This is a genomic window from Micromonospora sp. B9E7 (assembly GCF_039871815.1).
GTDB lineage: Bacteria > Actinomycetota > Actinomycetes > Mycobacteriales > Micromonosporaceae > Micromonospora.
Map to the genome: position 1 here is coordinate 42418 of NZ_JBDPLX010000023.1, position 17111 is coordinate 59528.

The 17111-nt window shown below is 72.7% G+C and carries 15 protein-coding genes; 8 read left to right on the forward strand and 7 right to left on the reverse strand.

What is annotated here, in order from left to right; genetic code table 11:
• Positions 1-100: 100 nt before the first annotated feature.
• Complete coding sequence (locus ABGB10_RS27775; protein WP_269683177.1) at positions 101-394, reverse strand: antibiotic biosynthesis monooxygenase family protein; 294 nt, start codon at positions 392-394, stop codon at positions 101-103.
• An 82-nt stretch (positions 395-476) separates the two neighbouring features.
• Between ABGB10_RS27775 and pnuC the strand changes: the two genes are divergently transcribed.
• The 3 genes from pnuC to ABGB10_RS27790 all read left to right on the forward strand — a co-directional run bounded on the left by pnuC (position 477) and on the right by ABGB10_RS27790 (position 3553).
• Positions 477-1133: a nicotinamide riboside transporter PnuC gene (gene pnuC, locus ABGB10_RS27780; protein ID WP_347663953.1), complete on the forward strand. Its 657-nt coding sequence runs from the start codon at positions 477-479 to the stop codon at positions 1131-1133.
• Positions 1130-2251, forward strand: a complete 1122-nt coding sequence (locus tag ABGB10_RS27785; protein WP_347663954.1) for an AAA family ATPase — start codon at positions 1130-1132, stop codon at positions 2249-2251. Before pnuC ends, ABGB10_RS27785 begins: the two co-directional genes overlap by 4 nt.
• Positions 2252-2554: 303 nt before the next feature.
• Positions 2555-3553, forward strand: coding sequence for a TerC family protein (locus tag ABGB10_RS27790; protein ID WP_347663955.1), 999 nt, complete (start codon positions 2555-2557; stop codon positions 3551-3553).
• 37 nt (positions 3554-3590) lie between these two features.
• Here the strand turns inward: ABGB10_RS27790 and ABGB10_RS27795 are convergent, their stop codons facing one another.
• Complete coding sequence (locus ABGB10_RS27795) at positions 3591-4514, reverse strand: NlpC/P60 family protein (protein ID WP_347663956.1); 924 nt, start codon at positions 4512-4514, stop codon at positions 3591-3593.
• A gap of 60 nt (positions 4515-4574) precedes the next feature.
• Positions 4575-5672, reverse strand: coding sequence for a dipeptide epimerase (locus tag ABGB10_RS27800; protein WP_347663957.1), 1098 nt, complete (start codon positions 5670-5672; stop codon positions 4575-4577).
• Between the two features lie 44 nt (positions 5673-5716).
• Here ABGB10_RS27800 and ABGB10_RS27805 point away from each other — a divergent pair, with 44 nt between their 5' ends.
• Positions 5717-6514 carry a tyrosine-protein phosphatase gene (locus ABGB10_RS27805; RefSeq protein WP_347663958.1) on the forward strand — a complete coding sequence of 266 codons (798 nt, stop codon included), beginning with the start codon at positions 5717-5719 and terminating at the stop codon, positions 6512-6514.
• Here the strand turns inward: ABGB10_RS27805 and ABGB10_RS27810 are convergent.
• The 3 genes from ABGB10_RS27810 to typA all read right to left on the reverse strand — a co-directional run bounded on the left by ABGB10_RS27810 (position 6483) and on the right by typA (position 10063).
• Positions 6483-7184: a lysoplasmalogenase gene (locus tag ABGB10_RS27810; protein ID WP_347663959.1), complete on the reverse strand. Its 702-nt coding sequence runs from the start codon at positions 7182-7184 to the stop codon at positions 6483-6485. The two genes, ABGB10_RS27805 and ABGB10_RS27810, sit on opposite strands and share 32 nt — an antisense overlap.
• A gap of 54 nt (positions 7185-7238) precedes the next feature.
• Positions 7239-8081, reverse strand: coding sequence for a serine hydrolase (locus ABGB10_RS27815; RefSeq protein ID WP_347663960.1), 843 nt, complete (start codon positions 8079-8081; stop codon positions 7239-7241).
• A 113-nt stretch (positions 8082-8194) separates the two neighbouring features.
• The gene (gene typA / locus ABGB10_RS27820; RefSeq protein WP_347663961.1) at positions 8195-10063 is read right to left on the reverse strand and encodes a translational GTPase TypA; all 1869 of its coding nucleotides are present in this window, start codon (positions 10061-10063) and stop codon (positions 8195-8197) included.
• A gap of 133 nt (positions 10064-10196) precedes the next feature.
• Here typA and ABGB10_RS27825 point away from each other — a divergent pair, with 133 nt between their 5' ends.
• Both ABGB10_RS27825 and ABGB10_RS27830 read left to right on the forward strand, forming a co-directional pair.
• The gene (locus tag ABGB10_RS27825) at positions 10197-11600 is read left to right on the forward strand and encodes a DedA family protein (RefSeq protein WP_347663962.1); all 1404 of its coding nucleotides are present in this window, start codon (positions 10197-10199) and stop codon (positions 11598-11600) included.
• A gap of 31 nt (positions 11601-11631) precedes the next feature.
• Complete coding sequence (locus tag ABGB10_RS27830; protein WP_347663963.1) at positions 11632-12513, forward strand: lytic transglycosylase domain-containing protein; 882 nt, start codon at positions 11632-11634, stop codon at positions 12511-12513.
• A 51-nt stretch (positions 12514-12564) separates the two neighbouring features.
• Here the strand turns inward: ABGB10_RS27830 and ABGB10_RS27835 are convergent, their stop codons facing one another.
• A complete protein-coding gene (locus ABGB10_RS27835) occupies positions 12565-14691 on the reverse strand; it encodes an efflux RND transporter permease subunit (protein ID WP_347663964.1) in 2127 nt (708 codons plus the stop codon).
• 122 nt (positions 14692-14813) lie between these two features.
• Here ABGB10_RS27835 and ABGB10_RS27840 point away from each other — a divergent pair, with 122 nt between their 5' ends.
• Positions 14814-15329, forward strand: a complete 516-nt coding sequence (locus ABGB10_RS27840) for a MarR family transcriptional regulator (protein ID WP_347664008.1) — start codon at positions 14814-14816, stop codon at positions 15327-15329.
• A 3-nt stretch (positions 15330-15332) separates the two neighbouring features.
• A complete protein-coding gene (locus ABGB10_RS27845) occupies positions 15333-17015 on the forward strand; it encodes a CocE/NonD family hydrolase (protein ID WP_347663965.1) in 1683 nt (560 codons plus the stop codon).
• The last annotated feature ends 96 nt before the right edge of the window (positions 17016-17111 follow it).

A 17111-nucleotide genomic window follows, 5' to 3' on the forward strand; every position in this document is an offset into this window, starting at 1 on the left:
CCGTCGGGACCGGCGGCCGGCGCGTGCGCGGGCACGATAACCGCGGGGTACGACAGCAACCCTCGGCTACGACAGCAACCCTCGGCTACGACAGCGGCGCTCAGGCGGGTACGTCGAGGAAGTGCTCGACCACGGGCGGCCCGGCGAAGTGCGGCCCGATCAACGCACGCCACCGCTCGAAGCGTTCGGTGGCCCGGAAGTTGTCCTCGTGGGCCTCGACCGAGTCCCATTCGACGAGCAGCACGAAGCGGGTCGGGGATTCGATGCCCCGCGTCATCCGCACGGACCGGCAGCCGGTCGCCCCGGCGAGCACCGGGTGACCCTCGGCGTACGCGGCGGCGAACGCATCCTCGTGTCCGGGTAGTACGTCGATCAGCGCGACTTCGAGCACCATGTCGCAAAGCCTCCCACGGCGGTCGGGGCCGGTGGTGTTCCGGGGTCTGTTCCGGCGTGGGCGGTGCCCCTAGGGTGGCATCGTGATCATCGATTGGCTCACCGGCACCGCGTTCCGGGTGGCCGGTACGGGCACCACCTGGGCGGAACTGTTGGGGTTCGCGACAGGTGTGCTCAACGTGTGGTTGGTGGCCCGGCAGAAGATCGCCAACTGGCCGATCGGCATCGCCAACGTACTGCTGCTCATGCTGCTGTTCTGGACCGCCGGCCTGTACGCCGACGCCGGGCTCCAGGTCGTGTACGTCGTGCTCGGCTGTTATGGCTGGTGGCACTGGTTGTTCGGCGGCGAGCGGCGGAGCCGACTCACGGTGAGCCGTACCGGGCGGGGGGAGTGGCTGGCGCTGGCCGTCGTCGGCGCGCTGCTCACCGCCGGTCTGTGGGTCCTGCTGGACCGGGCCACCGACTCGACCGTGCCGCTGCCGGACGCGTTGACCACCGCGCTGTCCCTGCTGGCCACCTACGGGCAGACCCGCAAGCGGGTGGAGAGCTGGTGGCTGTGGATCGCCGCCGACCTGATCTACATCCCGTTGTACGCGTACAAGGGGCTGCACCTGACTGCCGTCCTCTACCTGGTCTTCCTCGCCCTGTGCGTGCTCGGTCTGCGGGCCTGGCGGGCGGACCTGCGTCGGGTCGACCCGCCGACCCCGGTTCCGCCCGGCCCGACACCGGTCATCGCGTGAGCGGCCCGCAGGCACCGCGCCGTGCCCCGATGCCCGGCCAGCCGGCGCTGGCCCCCGAGTTCGGGCACGGGATGGTGGTGGGCAAGTTCTACCCGCCGCACGCCGGGCACCACGCGCTGATCGGGGCCGCCGCCGCCCGCTGCGCGGAGGTCACCGTCGTCGTGGCGCCCTCGCGTCGGGAGTCCATCCCGCTCCCGTTGCGACTGGACTGGCTGCGGGAGGCGCACGCGGACACGCCGTGGGTCCGCTTCGTCGGGCGGTACGACGACCACCCCGTCGACTACGACGACCCGGCCGTCTGGGACGCGCACTGTGCGGTGTTCCGGGCGGCGGTCGGTTCGCGGCGGGTGGACGCGGTGTTCTCCTCGGAGGCGTACGGCGTCGAGTTGGCTCGGCGCTTCGACGCCGTACCCGTGTCGGTGGATCCGGATCGGCGGACCGTGCCGGTGTCCGGCACGGCCGTCCGCGCGGACCCAGCGGGTCACTGGCGGTGGTTGAGCCCGCCGGTGCGGGCCTGGTTCGTTCGGCGGGTGGTGGTGGTCGGCGCCGAGTCGACCGGCACCACCACGATGGCCGAGGCGCTCGCGGCGCACTACGGCACGCCCTGGGTGCCGGAGTTCGGGCGGGAGTTGACCGCCCGCAAGCTGGCCCGGTTGCGGGAGCGCGCCCCGCAGGCGAGCGTCTTCGACGTCACCTGGGACCGGGACGACTTCCGCACGGTGGTCCGCGAGCAGCAGGCCGCCGAGGACGCGGCGGCCCGGACGAGCGCCCCGCTGCTGATCTGCGACACCGACGCGCGGGCCACGGCGGTGTGGGAGGAGCGTTACCTGGGCAGCGCGTCGCCGGAGGTCCGGGCGGCGGCCCGCCGGCCGGCGTTGTATCTGCTCACGGACCACCTGGGGGTGCCCTTCACCGACGACGGGCTCCGCGACGGCGAGCATCTGCGGGCCTGGATGACCGAGCGGTTCCGTACCGAGTTGGCGGGGTGCGGGGTTCCCGTGGTGGAGCTGGCCGGGACGCACGCCGAGCGGCTGGCGCGGGCGGTGCGGGCCTGCGACGACCTGCTCGCCGCCGGCTGGTCGCTCGCCGACCCGATAGCCGCACCCGAACTGCACTAGCCTCCTAGGACACATACGGGGTGTGCCGCGTGTCCGGCGCCACCCACCGCCCGGGGTGTGATTACGGCGTGTGGTGGGCAACAATGGTCACCGAGGAGGGGAGTATTCCCCCGCAACGGAGTCGTCAGCACGGTCGATCGTCGGAACCACGGCGACCCGACCCGGCCCCGTAGGTCGCCTTCCGGTCACGGGTGGCGGCGGAAGAGACCTCCGACAGTCACCAGAGTGAGCGACAGCGGTACACCGGCCCCTCCGGGGGCGTACGGTGTGCCCGACGCCGCGTGTCTGCCGGAGGAATGAACGTTGGACGTGTCCGGATTGGTGTGGGCGGGGACGCTTGTCGCGCTGACTGCGGTCCTGCTCGTCGACCTGTTGATCATTGGTCGGCGCCCGCACGAGCCGAGTGTGCGGGAGTCGAGCCTCTGGGTCGGCTTCTACGTCGGTCTCGCCCTGCTCTTCGGCGCCGGGGTCTGGTTGACCTCCGGGGCCAGCGCGGCCGGGCAGTTCTACACCGGTTGGCTCACCGAGTACAGCCTCTCGGTGGACAACCTCTTCGTCTTCGTGATCATCATGGCCCGCTTCGGGGTGCCCCGGCAGTACCAGCAGAAGGTCCTGCTCGTCGGCATCGTGCTGGCACTGGTGATGCGCGGTGGGTTCATCGCCGCCGGTGCGGCGCTGATCACGCAGTTCTCCTGGGTCTTCTACATCTTCGGCGCGTTCCTGATCTACACCGCGGTGAACCTGGCCCGGCAGGGTGAGCCGGACGAGGACGAGTTCTCGGAGAACGTGCTGATCCGGTGGAGCCGCAAGGCGCTGCCGATCTCGAAGGACTACGACGGCGCGAAGCTCACCACCCATGTGGCTGGCAAGCGGCTGTTCACCCCGATGCTGATCGTGATGATCGCGATCGGCACCACCGACCTGATCTTCGCCCTGGACTCGATCCCGGCGATCTTCGGCATCACCCAGGAGCCGTACCTGGTCTTCACCGCGAACGTCTTCGCGCTGATGGGCCTCCGGCAGCTCTACTTCCTGCTCGGCGGCCTGCTCGACCGGTTGATCTACCTGAGCTACGGCCTGGCCGTCGTGCTCGGCTTCATCGGGGTCAAGCTGGTGCTGGAGGCGTTGGCCGACAACAACCTGCCGTTCGTCAACGGTGGCGAGCACGTCGGTTGGGCGCCGCACATCCCGATCTGGCTGTCGCTGCTGGTCATCATCGGCACCCTGGGCATCGCCACGGCCGCAAGCCTGATCAAGTCCTCGCGGGACCGACGCCGTGAGTTGGTCGACGCCCGACGCTGACCGGTCACCGGCCGGGTGCGGACACGCGCCCGGCCGGTCAGACCCGGTGCGCGCACACCAGGGTGGCGGTCCGGTCGGCCGGTAGTGGCTCCTCGATGACCCGCCGGCGTCGGTAGCAGGCGTGCAGCATCCGCCGCTCGCCGCCGTTGCCCGGCGTGGCGGTGACGATGCCGATGTGATGGATCTTGCTTCCGGGGCGGGCGAAGAAGTAGAGGTCGCCGGGGCGTTCCGCGCCCAACGTCAGCGGGGTGGTGGCGGCGGCCTGGTCGTCGGCGTCACGGGGTAGCAGCACCCCGAGCCGCCGCCAGGCCAGGTGCACGAGCCCGGAGCAGTCGATGCCGTGCGCGGAGAGGCCACCCCAGATGTAGATCACGTCCAGCAGCCGCTGCGCCACCGCGAGCGCCTCCGCGGGGGTCGGCGCGGCGGCAGAGGTCACGACGAGGTGGTCGTCGGGCAGCCAGAGCGGCGTGGCCTGGCCAGGGACGTGTACCGGCCGCCAGTCGTCGCGTGCGGGGCCGGCCGGGACGAGGCGGGTGCCGACGACGACGCCGGGCAGCACCACCGGACCGCCCGGGGCGGCGTGCAGCCCGGTGACCGTGGTGTCCACGACCAGCGGCGGTTCGGTGCCGGCGGCGGTCGGGTCGACGGGGGTCAGTTGCTCGACGGGGAGCCATCCCGGGTAGCCGCGCGGGTCGAGCTTGGCGGCGGGCTGCTCGACGGCGACGACCCGGGCCCAGCCGTCCGGCCGTAGCTCGCTGACGAGGACCCGCTCACCGAGCAGGAGTTGGCTCAGCACGCAGTCGCCGACCTGCTGGTCGGTGTTCATCCCGGCGACCCAGGCCAGGATGTCGGCGCGGGCGGTCAGTGCCGGGCGGTCGACCGGGCGGACCGCCTCGGGGGAGGTCCACAGCGTCGCCACCGCGACCCGGATGACCGCCTCGCGGCCCGGTTGCAGCTCCACGTCAACCCCCAGATCGTGTCGGCCGTCCAGGAGAAACCCTATGAAAGAAACCAACGATCATCAACCACGTGTCTGCACCTTTGCTTCAGCAAGGCCGGAGATGCCCAGGCCGGGGGCGTTCGGCAGCACCACGGTCGCCCCTTCGTACCGGATGCCACCCTGCACCGGCGACCAGGCCAGCCACCAGGCGGCGTCCAGGTCGGGGACGGCTGTGGTGCCGTACGCGGCGACCAGGCTCGCCGCCGCCCCGATGCCGACCTGACTCTCCATCATCGAGCCGACCACCGTGCCGAGACCGTGGGCGGTGGCCAGGTCGAGGATGGTCCGCGCCGGGTGCAGCCCGCCACACTTGGCCAACTTGACGTTGACCAGGTCGGCGGCCCGACGGCGGATCACCTCCACCAGGTCACGGACCCCGAAGACCGCCTCGTCGGCCAGGATCGGCACGGACACCCGGTCGCTGACCCAGGCCAGCCCGTCCAGGTCCCAGCGGGCCACCGGCTGCTCGACCAACTCCACGTCGAGCCCGGAGTCCTCGATGCCCCGAATCACCCGGACCGCCTCCCGGGGTGTCCAACCCTGGTTGGCGTCCAGCCGGATCCGGATCCCCGGCCCGACCGCCGCGCGGACGGCCCGCACCCGGTCCACGTCGCCGCTCGCGTCGGTGCCGACCTTCAGCTTGAGCACGCCGAACCCGTCGGCCTGCCGCTGCCGGGCCGCCGCCGCCAGGTCCACCGCGTCGCCCGCCGCCAGCGTGACGTCCGTCGGCACCCGCAGCGTGGTGCCCCCGAGCAACCGCACCAGGGGTACGCCCAGTCGCCGGGCGGCGAGGTCGTGCAGCGCGACGTCCACCGCTGCCTTCGCCGACTCGTTGCCGGCCACGGCGCGCTGCACCTCGGCGCAGCGGGTCACCAGGTCGTCCGGGTCACGACCGATCAGCTGCGGGCCGAGCATCTCGCGGACGCAGGCTCCCGCGCCGGCGACCGACGCGCCGGTGACCTGCCAGACCTGGGGCGCCTCGCCGAAGCCGGACCGGCCGTCGGAGTCGACCAGTTCCACGACCAGCGTGTCCACTGTGGTGGCCCGACGCAGCGCGGTGACGAACGGGGTGTGTAAGGGGGCGGAAACCCGGTGGGTGCGTACCTCCGAGATCGTCATGTGCGGCACCCTATACGCAGGCGCACCGCGGGAGGGGAGACCGGATGACCGGGCAGGGCTGGGAGCTGGTGGGCGCACCGAACGCGCGCGAGCTGGGCGGGCTCGTCGGCGCGGACGGGCGGCGGGTCCGGGTGGGGCAGTTGATCCGTACTCCCGCGTTGGGTCGGCTCACCGACGAGGACCTGCCGGTGCTCGCGAAGCTGGGGCCGGCGTGCGTCGTCGACCTCCGGGACGGTTCGGAGATCGCGGTCGCCCCCGCGGACCGGCTCGCCGGTGAGCCACGGGTGGTGTGCCTGCCGGTGCACGACCCGGAGCACCCCGTGTTCACGTACGTCTCGGCGGTGCTGCTCGGCCACGACCTGGACGCGTACGCGGAGCTGGCCCGGCAGGGGACGGCGGGGGCGATGGCGGCCATCTACCGGTGGTTCGTCACCGGGGAGTCGGCCCGGGCCGGCTTCGCCGAGGCGGTCCGGCTGGCCGCCCAGCCGGAGAACCTGCCGATGGTCTACCACTGCTCCGCCGGCAAGGATCGCACCGGTTGGCTGACCGTCATCCTGTTGACGGCGCTCGGAGTGGACGAGGCGGCGATCCGCGCCGACTACCTGCGCAACAACGAGCTGACCGACAGCCTGCGCGCGGTGATCGTCGAGGCGATGCGACGGCGGCAGCCCGACCTGGACGTCGACGCGGTGTTGCCGGTGTTGGAGGTCCGCGCCGAGTACCTCGACGCCGGTTACGACGAGGTACGTCGGGTGCACGGCTCGTTCGACGCGTACCTGCGGGACGGGTTGGGGCTGACCGACGGCGACGTCAGGGCGCTGCGGGCGCGACTGCTGGAGTGACCGGAGCGCCCGGCGGTGTGCCGACGCGGGCGGCCCGGCCGAGGACGATCAGCGCCTGACCGGCCGCGTAGGTGGCCATCACCAGCACCGGTTCGCCAGGTGGCTGGGCCACGCCGGCCACCCCGGCGGCGATCAACAGGTCCGAGCCGAGGAACAGCGCGGCGCCGAGCCCGACCCGCCAGCCCTGGGTGGCGGCGGTGCTGGCCATCGCGGCCAGCGCGAGCGCGTAGACGGCCACCGGCACGGCCAGTCCGGCGTCGGTGAGCCCTTCCCACATCCAGGTCAGCGCGACGACGGTCAGCACCGCGTAGCCCAGTGGGACCGCGATCAGCGGCGGACGACGCAGCGCGGTCGCGATGCCGTGCCGGGTGAACGCGGCGACGTAGCAGAGGTGCGTGCCGAGGAAGCAGGCCATGCCGGCGAGGAACCAGCCGGTGCCGTCGATCATCAGGGCCACGTCGCCGCCGGTGGCGAAGGCCAGTGCCGTGAGCATCAGCCGGTCCGGCCGGGCCGCGCGTTCGGCGGCGGCCCACCAGAGGTACCCGGCGAGCAGCGGCATCAGCAGCGGTTTGGTCAGCAGGAAGGCCAGGCCGCCGCCGGCGGCGACGGCCAGCAGGTTGACCGCCGTCACGACGAGGAAGAGGACCAGGACGAAGCGACTGCGAGGCATCGGCGGCTCCGGGGTGGGGTGCGGAGAGCGTAGCCGGGCTCGGCGGGTCGCGGGTCAGAGCCGGTGGCGGGCGGCCCAGACGCGCGCGGAGATGTCCGCGATCAGCTGGCAGGCGTCGTCCTCGACCCCGTCGTCCGGGTCCGTGGTGGTGCAGACGGCGATCAGGTACGGCGGGGCGTCGTCGGGCAGCACCACGCCGGCGCCGTGCCGGACTCCGCGTACCCAGCCGTTCTTGTGCGCGATGCGGGTGCCCTCGGGCAGACCGGCGGCCAGGTCCTCGCGATGCTCCTGGGCGAACAGGACGTCCAGCATGGCGGTGCACGCGGCGGGCGAGGCGAGTGGGCCGGGGGTGCTGGCGCCGGAGGCGAGCGCGCCGAGCAGCGCGGCCAGGTCGGCGGCGGTGACCGTGTTGGTGATGCCGGCCTCGCGGGCGGCGAAGTCCTCGATGCCGCGACCCGTCACGCTGTTGCGGGCACCGGTCGACGCCCACACCTCGGCCAGTGCGGGCAGCCCGACGTGCCCGATGACCAGGTTGGTGGCCAGGTTGCTGGAGCGCACGATCATCCGGTCGGCCAGCCACCGCAGCGGTGCCGTCCCGCCCAGGCGGTCCCAGACCGCGTCGTCGTTGTCGTAGGGCTGTGCGCAGGAGAAGCGGGGCGTTCCGGGTTGGGCGGAGTCGAACTCGTTGACCACCGGAACCGGGGCGTCCAGGTCCAGGTCGCCGGCTTCGGCGGCGCGGTGCAGCGCGGCGAGCACCGCCACCTTCATGGTGCTCGCGGCGTAGTGGGCGGCGTCCGGGTGGCGGGTCCAGGTCGGCGGCGCGTCGAGTCGGCCCACGTACGCCGAGACGGTGCCGGGCACCTGGTCCAGGTGGGCGTCGAGATCGTCCCAGGTCATGCCGGTGACCGTAGCGGATCACGGGTGGGCGGGCTCGGGTGCCCGTCGGGGGTAAGCAGACGGGCGCGCCGGCCGCAAGCGGCCGACGCGCCCGGTGCCGGGTGCCGGTGGGGTCAGCCGGCGTGCTTGCGGCGGGCGGCGGCGCGGCCCCGCTGCTGCTGGTCGAGCACCACCTTGCGGATGCGCACCGCGGTCGGGGTGACCTCGACGCACTCGTCCTCGCGGCAGAACTCCAGTGCCTGCTCCAGCGAGAGCTTGCGCGGCGGGATCAGCTTCTCGGTCTCGTCGGAGGTCGACGCCCGCATGTTGGTGAGCTTCTTCTCCTTGGTGATGTTGACGTCCATGTCGTCGGAGCGGGAATTCTCGCCGACGATCATGCCCTCGTACACCTCGGTGGTCGGGTCGACGAAGAGCTGACCGCGCTCCTGCAGGTTGATCATCGCGAAGGCGGTGACCGCGCCGGCCCGGTCGGCGACCAGCGAGCCGTTGTTGCGGGTGCGCAGCTCGCCGAACCACGGCTCGTACGACTCGAAGACGTGGTGCAGGATGCCGGTGCCCCGGGTGTCGGTGAGGAACTCGGTGCGGAAGCCGATCAGGCCGCGCGCCGGGACCAGCCACTCCATCCGGATCCAGCCGGTGCCGTGGTTGACCAGCTGCTCCATCCGGCCCTTGCGGGTGGCGAGGAGCTGGGTGATCGCGCCCAGGTACTCCTCCGGGGCGTCGATGGTCAGCCGCTCGACCGGCTCGCAGGTCTTGCCGTCGATCTCCTTGGTGACCACCTGCGGCTTGCCGACGGTCAGCTCGTAGCTCTCCCGGCGCATCTGCTCGACCAGGATGGCCAGCGCCAGCTCGCCGCGGCCCTGCACCTCCCAGGCGTCCGGCCGCTCGGTGGGCAGGACCCGCAGCGACACGTTGCCGATCAGCTCCTTGTCGAGCCGGTCCTTGACCATCCGCGCGGTGACCTTGGAGCCCTTGACCCGGCCGACCAGCGGCGAGGTGTTGGTGCCGATGGTCATCGAGATGGCCGGCTCGTCGACGGTGATCAGCGGCAGCGCGACCGGGTTCTCGACGTCCGCGAGGGTCTCACCGATCATGATCTCCGGGATGCCGGCGACGGCGATGATGTCGCCCGGGCCGGCGGTCTCGGCCGGCTTGCGCTCCAGGCCCTCGGTCATCAGCATCTCGGAGATGCGGACCCGCTGGGTGCTGCCGTCGGTGCGGCACCAGGCCACCGTCTGACCCTTGTTGATGGTGCCCTGGCGGACCCGGCACAGCGCCAGCCGGCCGAGGAACGGCGAGGCGTCGAGGTTGGTTACGTGCGCCTGCAGCGGGGCGCCGTCCTCGTACGCGGGTGCCGGGATGGTGTCCAGCAGGGTGCGGAACAGTGGTTCGAGGGAGGTGCTGTCGTCGGGCACCGAGCCGTCGGCCGGCTGGGTCAGCGAGGCGATGCCGTCGCGCGCGCAGGCGTAGACGATCGGGAAGTCGATCTGCTCCTCGTCGGCGTCCAGGTCGAGGAAGAGCTCGTAGGTGTCGTCCACGACCTCCTTGATCCGGGCGTCGGGCCGGTCCACCTTGTTGATCACCAGGATGATCGGCATCCGGGCCCGCAGCGCCTTGCGGAGCACGAAGCGGGTCTGCGGCAGCGGGCCCTCGCTGGCGTCGACGAGCAGCACGACGCCGTCGACCATGGTGAGGCCGCGCTCCACCTCGCCACCGAAGTCGGCGTGGCCGGGGGTGTCGATGATGTTGATGGTGACCGGGTCGGAGCCGTCCGCCGGCAGGTAGCGCACGCCGGTGTTCTTGGCGAGGATCGTGATGCCCTTTTCCCGCTCCAGGTCACCCGAGTCCATCACCCGTTCGGTGTTCTCGCCCCGGGCGCCGTACGCCCCGGCCTGCCGCAACATGGCGTCGACCAGGGTGGTCTTGCCGTGGTCGACGTGAGCGATGATGGCGACGTTGCGGAGGTCGGTGCGAAGCTGCATACCCTCTATCCTTCCGCCTGCGCTCGCGCAGGCCGCGTCGGGGTCACCCCCAGGTGCCCCTGATCTATGGTGAAACTGCTGTGCCGGTGGTTCTCCCGGCTGGCATGCTGGCTCCCGTGTCCCGGGGGCCTGAGTGCACGACCTGCTGACCTGGGTGCAGAGTCTGCCCACCCTGTGGATCTACCTGGTCGCCGCGCTGATCGTGGCGGGCGAGACCGCGGTGATCTTCGGCCTGCTCGTGCCGGGTGAGGCTACCCTGCTGCTCGTCGGCTTCCTCACCTACAACGGTACCTTGCGGCTCGGGCCGGCGTTGCTCGCGATGATCGTCGCGGCGGTCGCCGGGGACGGGCTGGCCTTCCGCGCCGGACGGCGATACGGCCCCCGGCTGCGTGCCGGGCTGGGTCACCGGGTCGGGCCCGAGCGGTGGGGCCGGGCCGACGCCATGCTCGCCCGGCTCGGGGGGCGGGGGGTGTTCGCGGCCCGCTGGGTGGCCTTCGCCCGCACCCTGGTGCCCCGGCTGGCCGGTGCGGCCGGCATGCCGTACCGGCGGTTCGTGCTGTGGAACCTGGCCGGGGTGGTGACCTGGGTGGGTGGTTCGGTCCTGCTCGGTCACCTCGCCGGTGAGTCGTACGACACGGTCTCCCGGCTGCTCGGTCGGGCCACCGGCGCGGCGCTGGTGCTGCTGGCCGGCCTGTTGGCCGTGGTGCTCGCCGGCCGGTGGCTGGGTCGCAACCCCGACCCGGTTCGCGCGTTGCTGTCCCGGGCCGGCGCGTTACCCCCGGTGCGCTGGCTCACGGCGCGCTACGGGGTGCTGTTCTTCCTGGTGGCCGTGCGGATCGGGCCGGCGTGGACGCTGCTGCTCAACCTGGCCGCCGGGCTCCTGCTGCTCTTCGTCGCCGGGCTCGCCATCGCCGGCCTGCTCGCCGTGGCGGTGCGCAACAGTGGCCTGGCCGCGCTGGACGGCGCCATCGCGGGGTGGTTCGCCGCCCGGCGTACCCCGGATGCCGCCGACGTCACGACGGTCCTGGTGTCGGTGGTACGAGGGTCGGTGTTGATCCTGCTGGTGGCGCTGGTGGCGGCGGTGCTGGCGTGGCGTAGCCGGCCCTGGCGGACCGACCTGCTCAGCGTGGTCGGCACGGTGGGCGCGTTCGTGCCGCTGGTGGTGCTGGCCGTGGTGGCCGAGCTGACCGGGCCGCAGGGCGGCGGGTCGGCACCGTTACCGACCCAGAACGCCGTGGTCGCGGCGAGCTTCTGCACCCTGGCCTGGCTGGTGTCCCGGGGCACCCGGTGGCCGGTCGCGGTGGCCGCGTGGACGACCGCCGCCGCGGGGGTGCTCGGGATCGGTGGCGCGCGGCTCTACCTGGGTCTGGACACGGCGAGCGGGACCGCCGCGGCGGTGCTGCTCGGGGTGCTCTGGACGGTGGTGTTCATGGTGGCGTGGGCCACCCGGGACCGGGCGGTGGGGGATCTGGAGCAGCCGGTGGACCCGACCCGGCCGTCGTCGCAGGGGCACCGTAGCCCGGTGGAACCTTGCTAGGGTGCGGCGACGATCACGGGGAGGCAACGGCATGATTCGACGGACCGGTCGGCTGGGCGCCGCGGCGCTCGCCGGGTTCCTGTTGGCGGGCACGCTTGTCGGCTGCGCCGCCAAGGGGGAGACCCCGCAGGGTGTGGCCGCGCCGGTGGCGGTCACCGACGCGCCGACCGACACCCCCTCCGACGAGGCCGCCGGGGAGCCGAGCCCGTCGGCGAGCGCGGTGGAGTCGATGGGCGCCGCGCCGAGTCGCAGCGCGACCCCGACGCCGACGAAGAAGCCCACGAAGAAGCCGACCGGCGCCGCGACGAAGCCCCTGGCGGTGGCGAAGCCGCCCACCGAGACGCAGGTCCCGCCGGCGCCGCCGAAGCCGGCGCCGAGCTCCTGCAAGCCGAGCTACAAGGGCACCCAGGCGACCCGGGCCGAGGTGAAGGCGGCGCTGACCGACGCGGCCGGCCGCACCTATTGGCCGTCCTCCGCGCCGGACATCAAGATCCCGCTCAACCTGCTCAAGGCCACCGCCTGGCAGGAGAGCGGCTGGCAGTCCAACATCTACGCCTGCGACGGCGGCGTCGGTCTGATGCAGGTGATGCCGGGCACCGCGACCTGGATGAACCAGCGGTTCGAGAAGAGCTACGAGATCGACGCCTACCGGGACAACGCCTACCTGGGCGCGACCTACCTGGCCTGGACGACGAAGTACATCGGCGACATGTACTTCGAGTCCGACTTCCGTCTCGACCCGGCGCTGTGCACCGCCGAGCTGAATTCCTGCCTGCTCAACGCGGTGATCTCCGCGTACAACTTCGGGCACGGGGCGGTGGCGCAGGAGGGGAAGCCGCTGGCCATCCCCAACCCGTCGTACGTGCGCAACGTGCGCGCGCTGATGTCCGAGTGCGTCTGCCTGGACTACTGACGTCGACGGGGGCCGTGGCGACACCGCCACGGCCCCCGTCGCACCTGTCGGTCAGTCGCGGGCGGCGACCGGCTCCGGCGACGCCGGGGTGGCCGGCACGGGGTCGCGGGTGATCCGGCCGGGCCACCAGAAGCGCTCACCGAGCAGGAACGCCAGCGCCGGCACCACGACCGTGCGGACCAGCAGGGTGTCCAGTAGGACGCCGATGCAGACGATGATGCCGATCTGGGTCAGGGTGATCAGTGGCAGCACGCCGAGCACGGCGAACACCGCGGCGAGCAGCACTCCGGCACTGGTGATCACGCCGCCGGTGACCCGCAGGGCGGAGAGCATGCCCTCGCGGGTGCCCACGCTGCGGGCGTCCTCCCGAGCCCGGGTGACCAGGAAGATGTTGTAGTCCACGCCGAGCGCCACGAGGAACACGAAGGCGAGCAGCAGCACGCCGCTGTCGAGCGCCGGGAAGTCCAACACGTGGTCGAAGAGCAGCCACGCCGCGCCGAGGCTGGCGAAGAACGACGCGATCACGGTGAGCACCAGCAGCAACGGTGCGAGCAGCCCGCGTAGCAGGAGCACGAGCACCGCGCCGACCAGCAGCAGGATGATCGGCAGGATCAGTCGCAGGTCGCGGTCGTTGGCCTCGTCGGAGTCGTACGTGGCGGCCACGGAGCCGCCGACGATCGCCCCGGAGGGCGCGTCCGCGCCGGCGGCGGCCGGGGGAGCGGAGCCGGGAACGGCGGCCACCGCCTCGCGCAGCGCCTCGATCGCGCGGTCCGAGGCGGTGGTGCCGGGCTCGGCGTCCAGGACCACGTCGACCTGGGCCACGGCCTCGCCGGCGTCGCCGGTGCGCGCCGAGGCGACGCCGGGCACGGCGGTGGCGGCGTCGGTGACCGCCCGCACCGCCGCCGGGGTGGTGAGCACGGCCACCGGCTGGGTGCTGCCGGCGGGGAACGACCGGGCCAGCGTCTGTGCGCCGGTCACCGCCTCGGGTTGGGCCCGGAACTGCTCGGTCTCGGACAGGCCGGTGCGGATCCCGAGGCCACCCAGGGCCAGACCGCCGAGCAGCAGGGTCGCCAGCACGGCGACCACCACCGGGCGGCGCTCCACGGCGGCGCCGAGCCGGCCCCAGGGCCGACCCTCCCGGGCCGGGCCGCCGACGCGGGGGACGAACGGCCAGAACAGGCCCCTGCCGAACAGCACCAGGACGGCGGGGAGCACGAACAGGGCCGAGAGCATGGCGAAGACCACACCGGTGGCGCAGGCCACCGCCAGTGCCCGGTTGGTCTCCTGCTCGCTGAGCAGCAGGGTGAGGACGCCGAGCACCACGGTGCCGCCGCTGGCCAGGATGGGTTCGGCGGTGCGGCGCAGCGCGGCGCGCATCGCCGCGAAGCGGTCCTCCGCACGCCGCAGCTCCTCCCGGTACCGGGCGATGAGCAGCAGGGCGTAGTCGGTGGCGGCACCGAAGACCAGCACGCTGGCGATGCCGGTGACCTGGCCCTGCTGGAGGTTGATGCCGACGGCCGGCACGATGGTGTCCACCGCGCGCAGGGTGATCTGCTCGGTCGCCGCGACCACGACCAGCGGCACGATCCACAGGAACGGGCTGCGGTAGGTGATCAGCAGCAGCACCGCCACGACGGCGGCGGTCACCGCGAGCAGGGTGATGTCGGCACCGTCGAACACCGACGAGAGGTCGGCCGTGAAGGCGGGGGAACCGGTCACGTCAGCGGTCAGGCCGTCGGGCAGATCCGCCAGCGCGGTGCGCAGCCCGCTCACCGTCTCGGTGACGGCCTCCTGCCCGCCGGCGGTGTCGACCGGCACGACGACCAGGGCGACCGTGCCGTCCGGGGAGACCTGGGCGGGGCTGACCTGCCCGCCCGCCGCGAAGCCGCGCAGGTCGCCGGCGCGGGCGGCGACGCCGGCCCGGTCGGCCTCGCTCAGCGCGCCGCCGTCGCCGCGGCTGACCACCACGATGGCCGGCTGCACGTCGTCGGAGGGCAGCTGGGCCTGTAGGCGCTGCACCTGGGTCGACTGCCACTGGGCGGACAGGCCGGTGGCCGAGACCGGCGCGGGGTTGTCCGGCTGGGGTGTCCCGAAGACGATCGCGGCGACGACGATCGCCGCGGCGACGGTGAGCCAGGCGGCCAACCGGCCTCGGGCGACTCTGGTGAACACAGACATCAGGGTGACCTCGGGGTCCTTCGGAAGTCGAGTATCTCGACAATCGAGATTATCGGCGGCTGTTCTATGCTGCAACCCGGGACCGACGACGGGGGAAGCGACGCGAGGTGGCGACTCACGGCATGTACCGGCGGCGCGACACGCGCCGCGAGCAGTTGGTCGCGGAGATCACCAACAACCTCCGGCGGTACGCGGCGGACGCCCAGCAGGTCGGTCACGCCTTCGCCAACCTGCACGGGCTCAACCCGACCGACCTGCAGGCGTTGATCGCCGTGATGGACGCCGAACTGCACGGTGAGCCGATCACCCCCGGCCGCCTCGGTGCGCAACTCAACCTCTCCTCCGGCTCGGTCACCGCCCTGATCGACCGGCTTGAGCGGGCCGGTCACATCCGCCGCGACCGGGACACCGTCGACCGGCGCAAGGTGCTGCTGCACTACGCCGACCAGGGCGCCGCCCTGGCCATGGAGTTCTTCCAGCCCCTGGGCGCGCGTACCGACACGGTGATGGACCGCTTCGGCGACGACGAGCTGGAGATCGTGCACCGGTTCATGGCGGAGATGGGCGAGTCGCTGCGAGACCACCGGGACGCGGTACGCGCCGCCCGTCCCGAGCCGCCCCACTTCCCGACGGGCTGACCGGTGCCGCACCGGCTCGTCGCCCGCCTCGCCGCCGCCGCGCTCCGGCTGCCACCGACCCGTCCCGGTCCGGTGCGTGTCACCCGCGACATCCCGGTCCGGGTCCGCGACGGGGTGGTGCTGCGCACCGACCACTACGCCCCGGCAGCCCGGGACGCGCCGACCGTGCTGATCCGCACCCCGTACGGGCGGGGTGGACCGCTGCGGCTGCTCGGCCGGCTGCTCGCCGCACGGGGTCGGCACGCGGTGATCCAGTCCTGCCGGGGCACCGACGGCTCCGGCGGCACGTTCGCCCCGCTCGTCCACGAGCGCGACGACGGAGTGGACACCCTGGACTGGCTGCGCCGGCAACCCTGGTGGGCCGGTCAGCTGGGCATGTTCGGGGTCAGCTACCAGGGCTTCGCGCAGTGGGCACTGGCCGCCGACGCCGACGAGGACCTGCGCGCGATGGTCGCCGTGGTGACCGCATCGGCCACCCGGGATTCGACGTACGCGGGGGAGTCCTTCGCCCTGGACACGGTGCTGACCTGGGCGGAGCTGCTGCACGCGCAGACCGTGCCGTGGCCGGCCCGGCAGTGGGAGCTCAAGCGTGGGCAACCCCGGCTCGCCGCCGCGCTGCGGCACCTGCCGCTGGTGGACGCCGACCGGGTGGCCACCGGCGTGACCATCCCGTTCTTCCAGGAGTGGCTGCGCCACCACGACCCGGAAGCCGTCTACTGGCGGACCCGGGTCTTCGCCGACCGGGTGGCCCGGGTGCGGGCACCGGTGGCCATGGTCACCGGCTGGCACGACATCTTCCTGCCCGCCCAGCTCGACGATTACGCCACCCTGCGCGCCACCGGAGCGCAGCCGCGCCTGGTGATCGGCCCGTGGACGCACGGCAGCCCAGGCCTGTTCGTGGCTGCCCTGCGCGAGGGGTTGGCCTGGCTCGACGAGCACCTCACGGCCGGGCAGCCGGCGGGCCGATGCCCACAACGCCACGGCTGCGCCCCGGTACGGCTGTACGTGGTCGGTGCCGGCGGCGGCTGGCGGGACCTGCCGGACTGGCCGCCCCCGGCGGTGGAGACCGCGTGGCACCTGCATCCGGGTGGTGAGCTGGCGGCGCGCCCGCCGGTCGCGTCGGCGGCGGACGAGTTCCGGTACGACCCGGCCGACCCGACCCCGTCGGCGGGTGGCCCGCTGCTCGTCGCCCAGCGGGCCGGCCCGGTGGACAATCGGCACGTCGAGGCCCGCCCCGACGTGCTCACCTACACCAGCGCCCCGCTGACCGGCCCGGTCGAGGTGATCGGCCCGGTACGTGCCGAGATCCACGTCCGCAGCGAGCTGCCGCACCTGGACGTCTTCGTTCGACTGTGCGACGTGGACCGTCGCGGTCGCTCGTGGAACGTGTGCGACGGGCTGGTGCGGGTCACGCCCGAGCGCTTTCCGACCGACCCCGACGGCGTGCTGCGGGTGCCGGTGAAGCTCTGGCCGACCGCGTACCGGTTCGCCGCCGGACACCGACTGCGGGTGCAGGTCGCCGGTGGCGCCCATCCTCGCTGGGCGCGCAACCCCGGCACCGGTGAACCCCTCGGTACGGCGGTGACGCTGCGTGCCGGCTGGCGGCAGGTTCTGCACGACCCAGCGCATCCCTCGGCGCTGCTGTTGCCGACCGTCCACTCTGCCACTTCGCAACCTCCAATCTGAACAGAGTCCGTCTGAGCTGGGCATTCACCGGAGTTGCGGGCTATGGTTGAGTCAACGCCCGGCGCCGTGCACCAGCAGACCGGGCTCGCCCAAAGC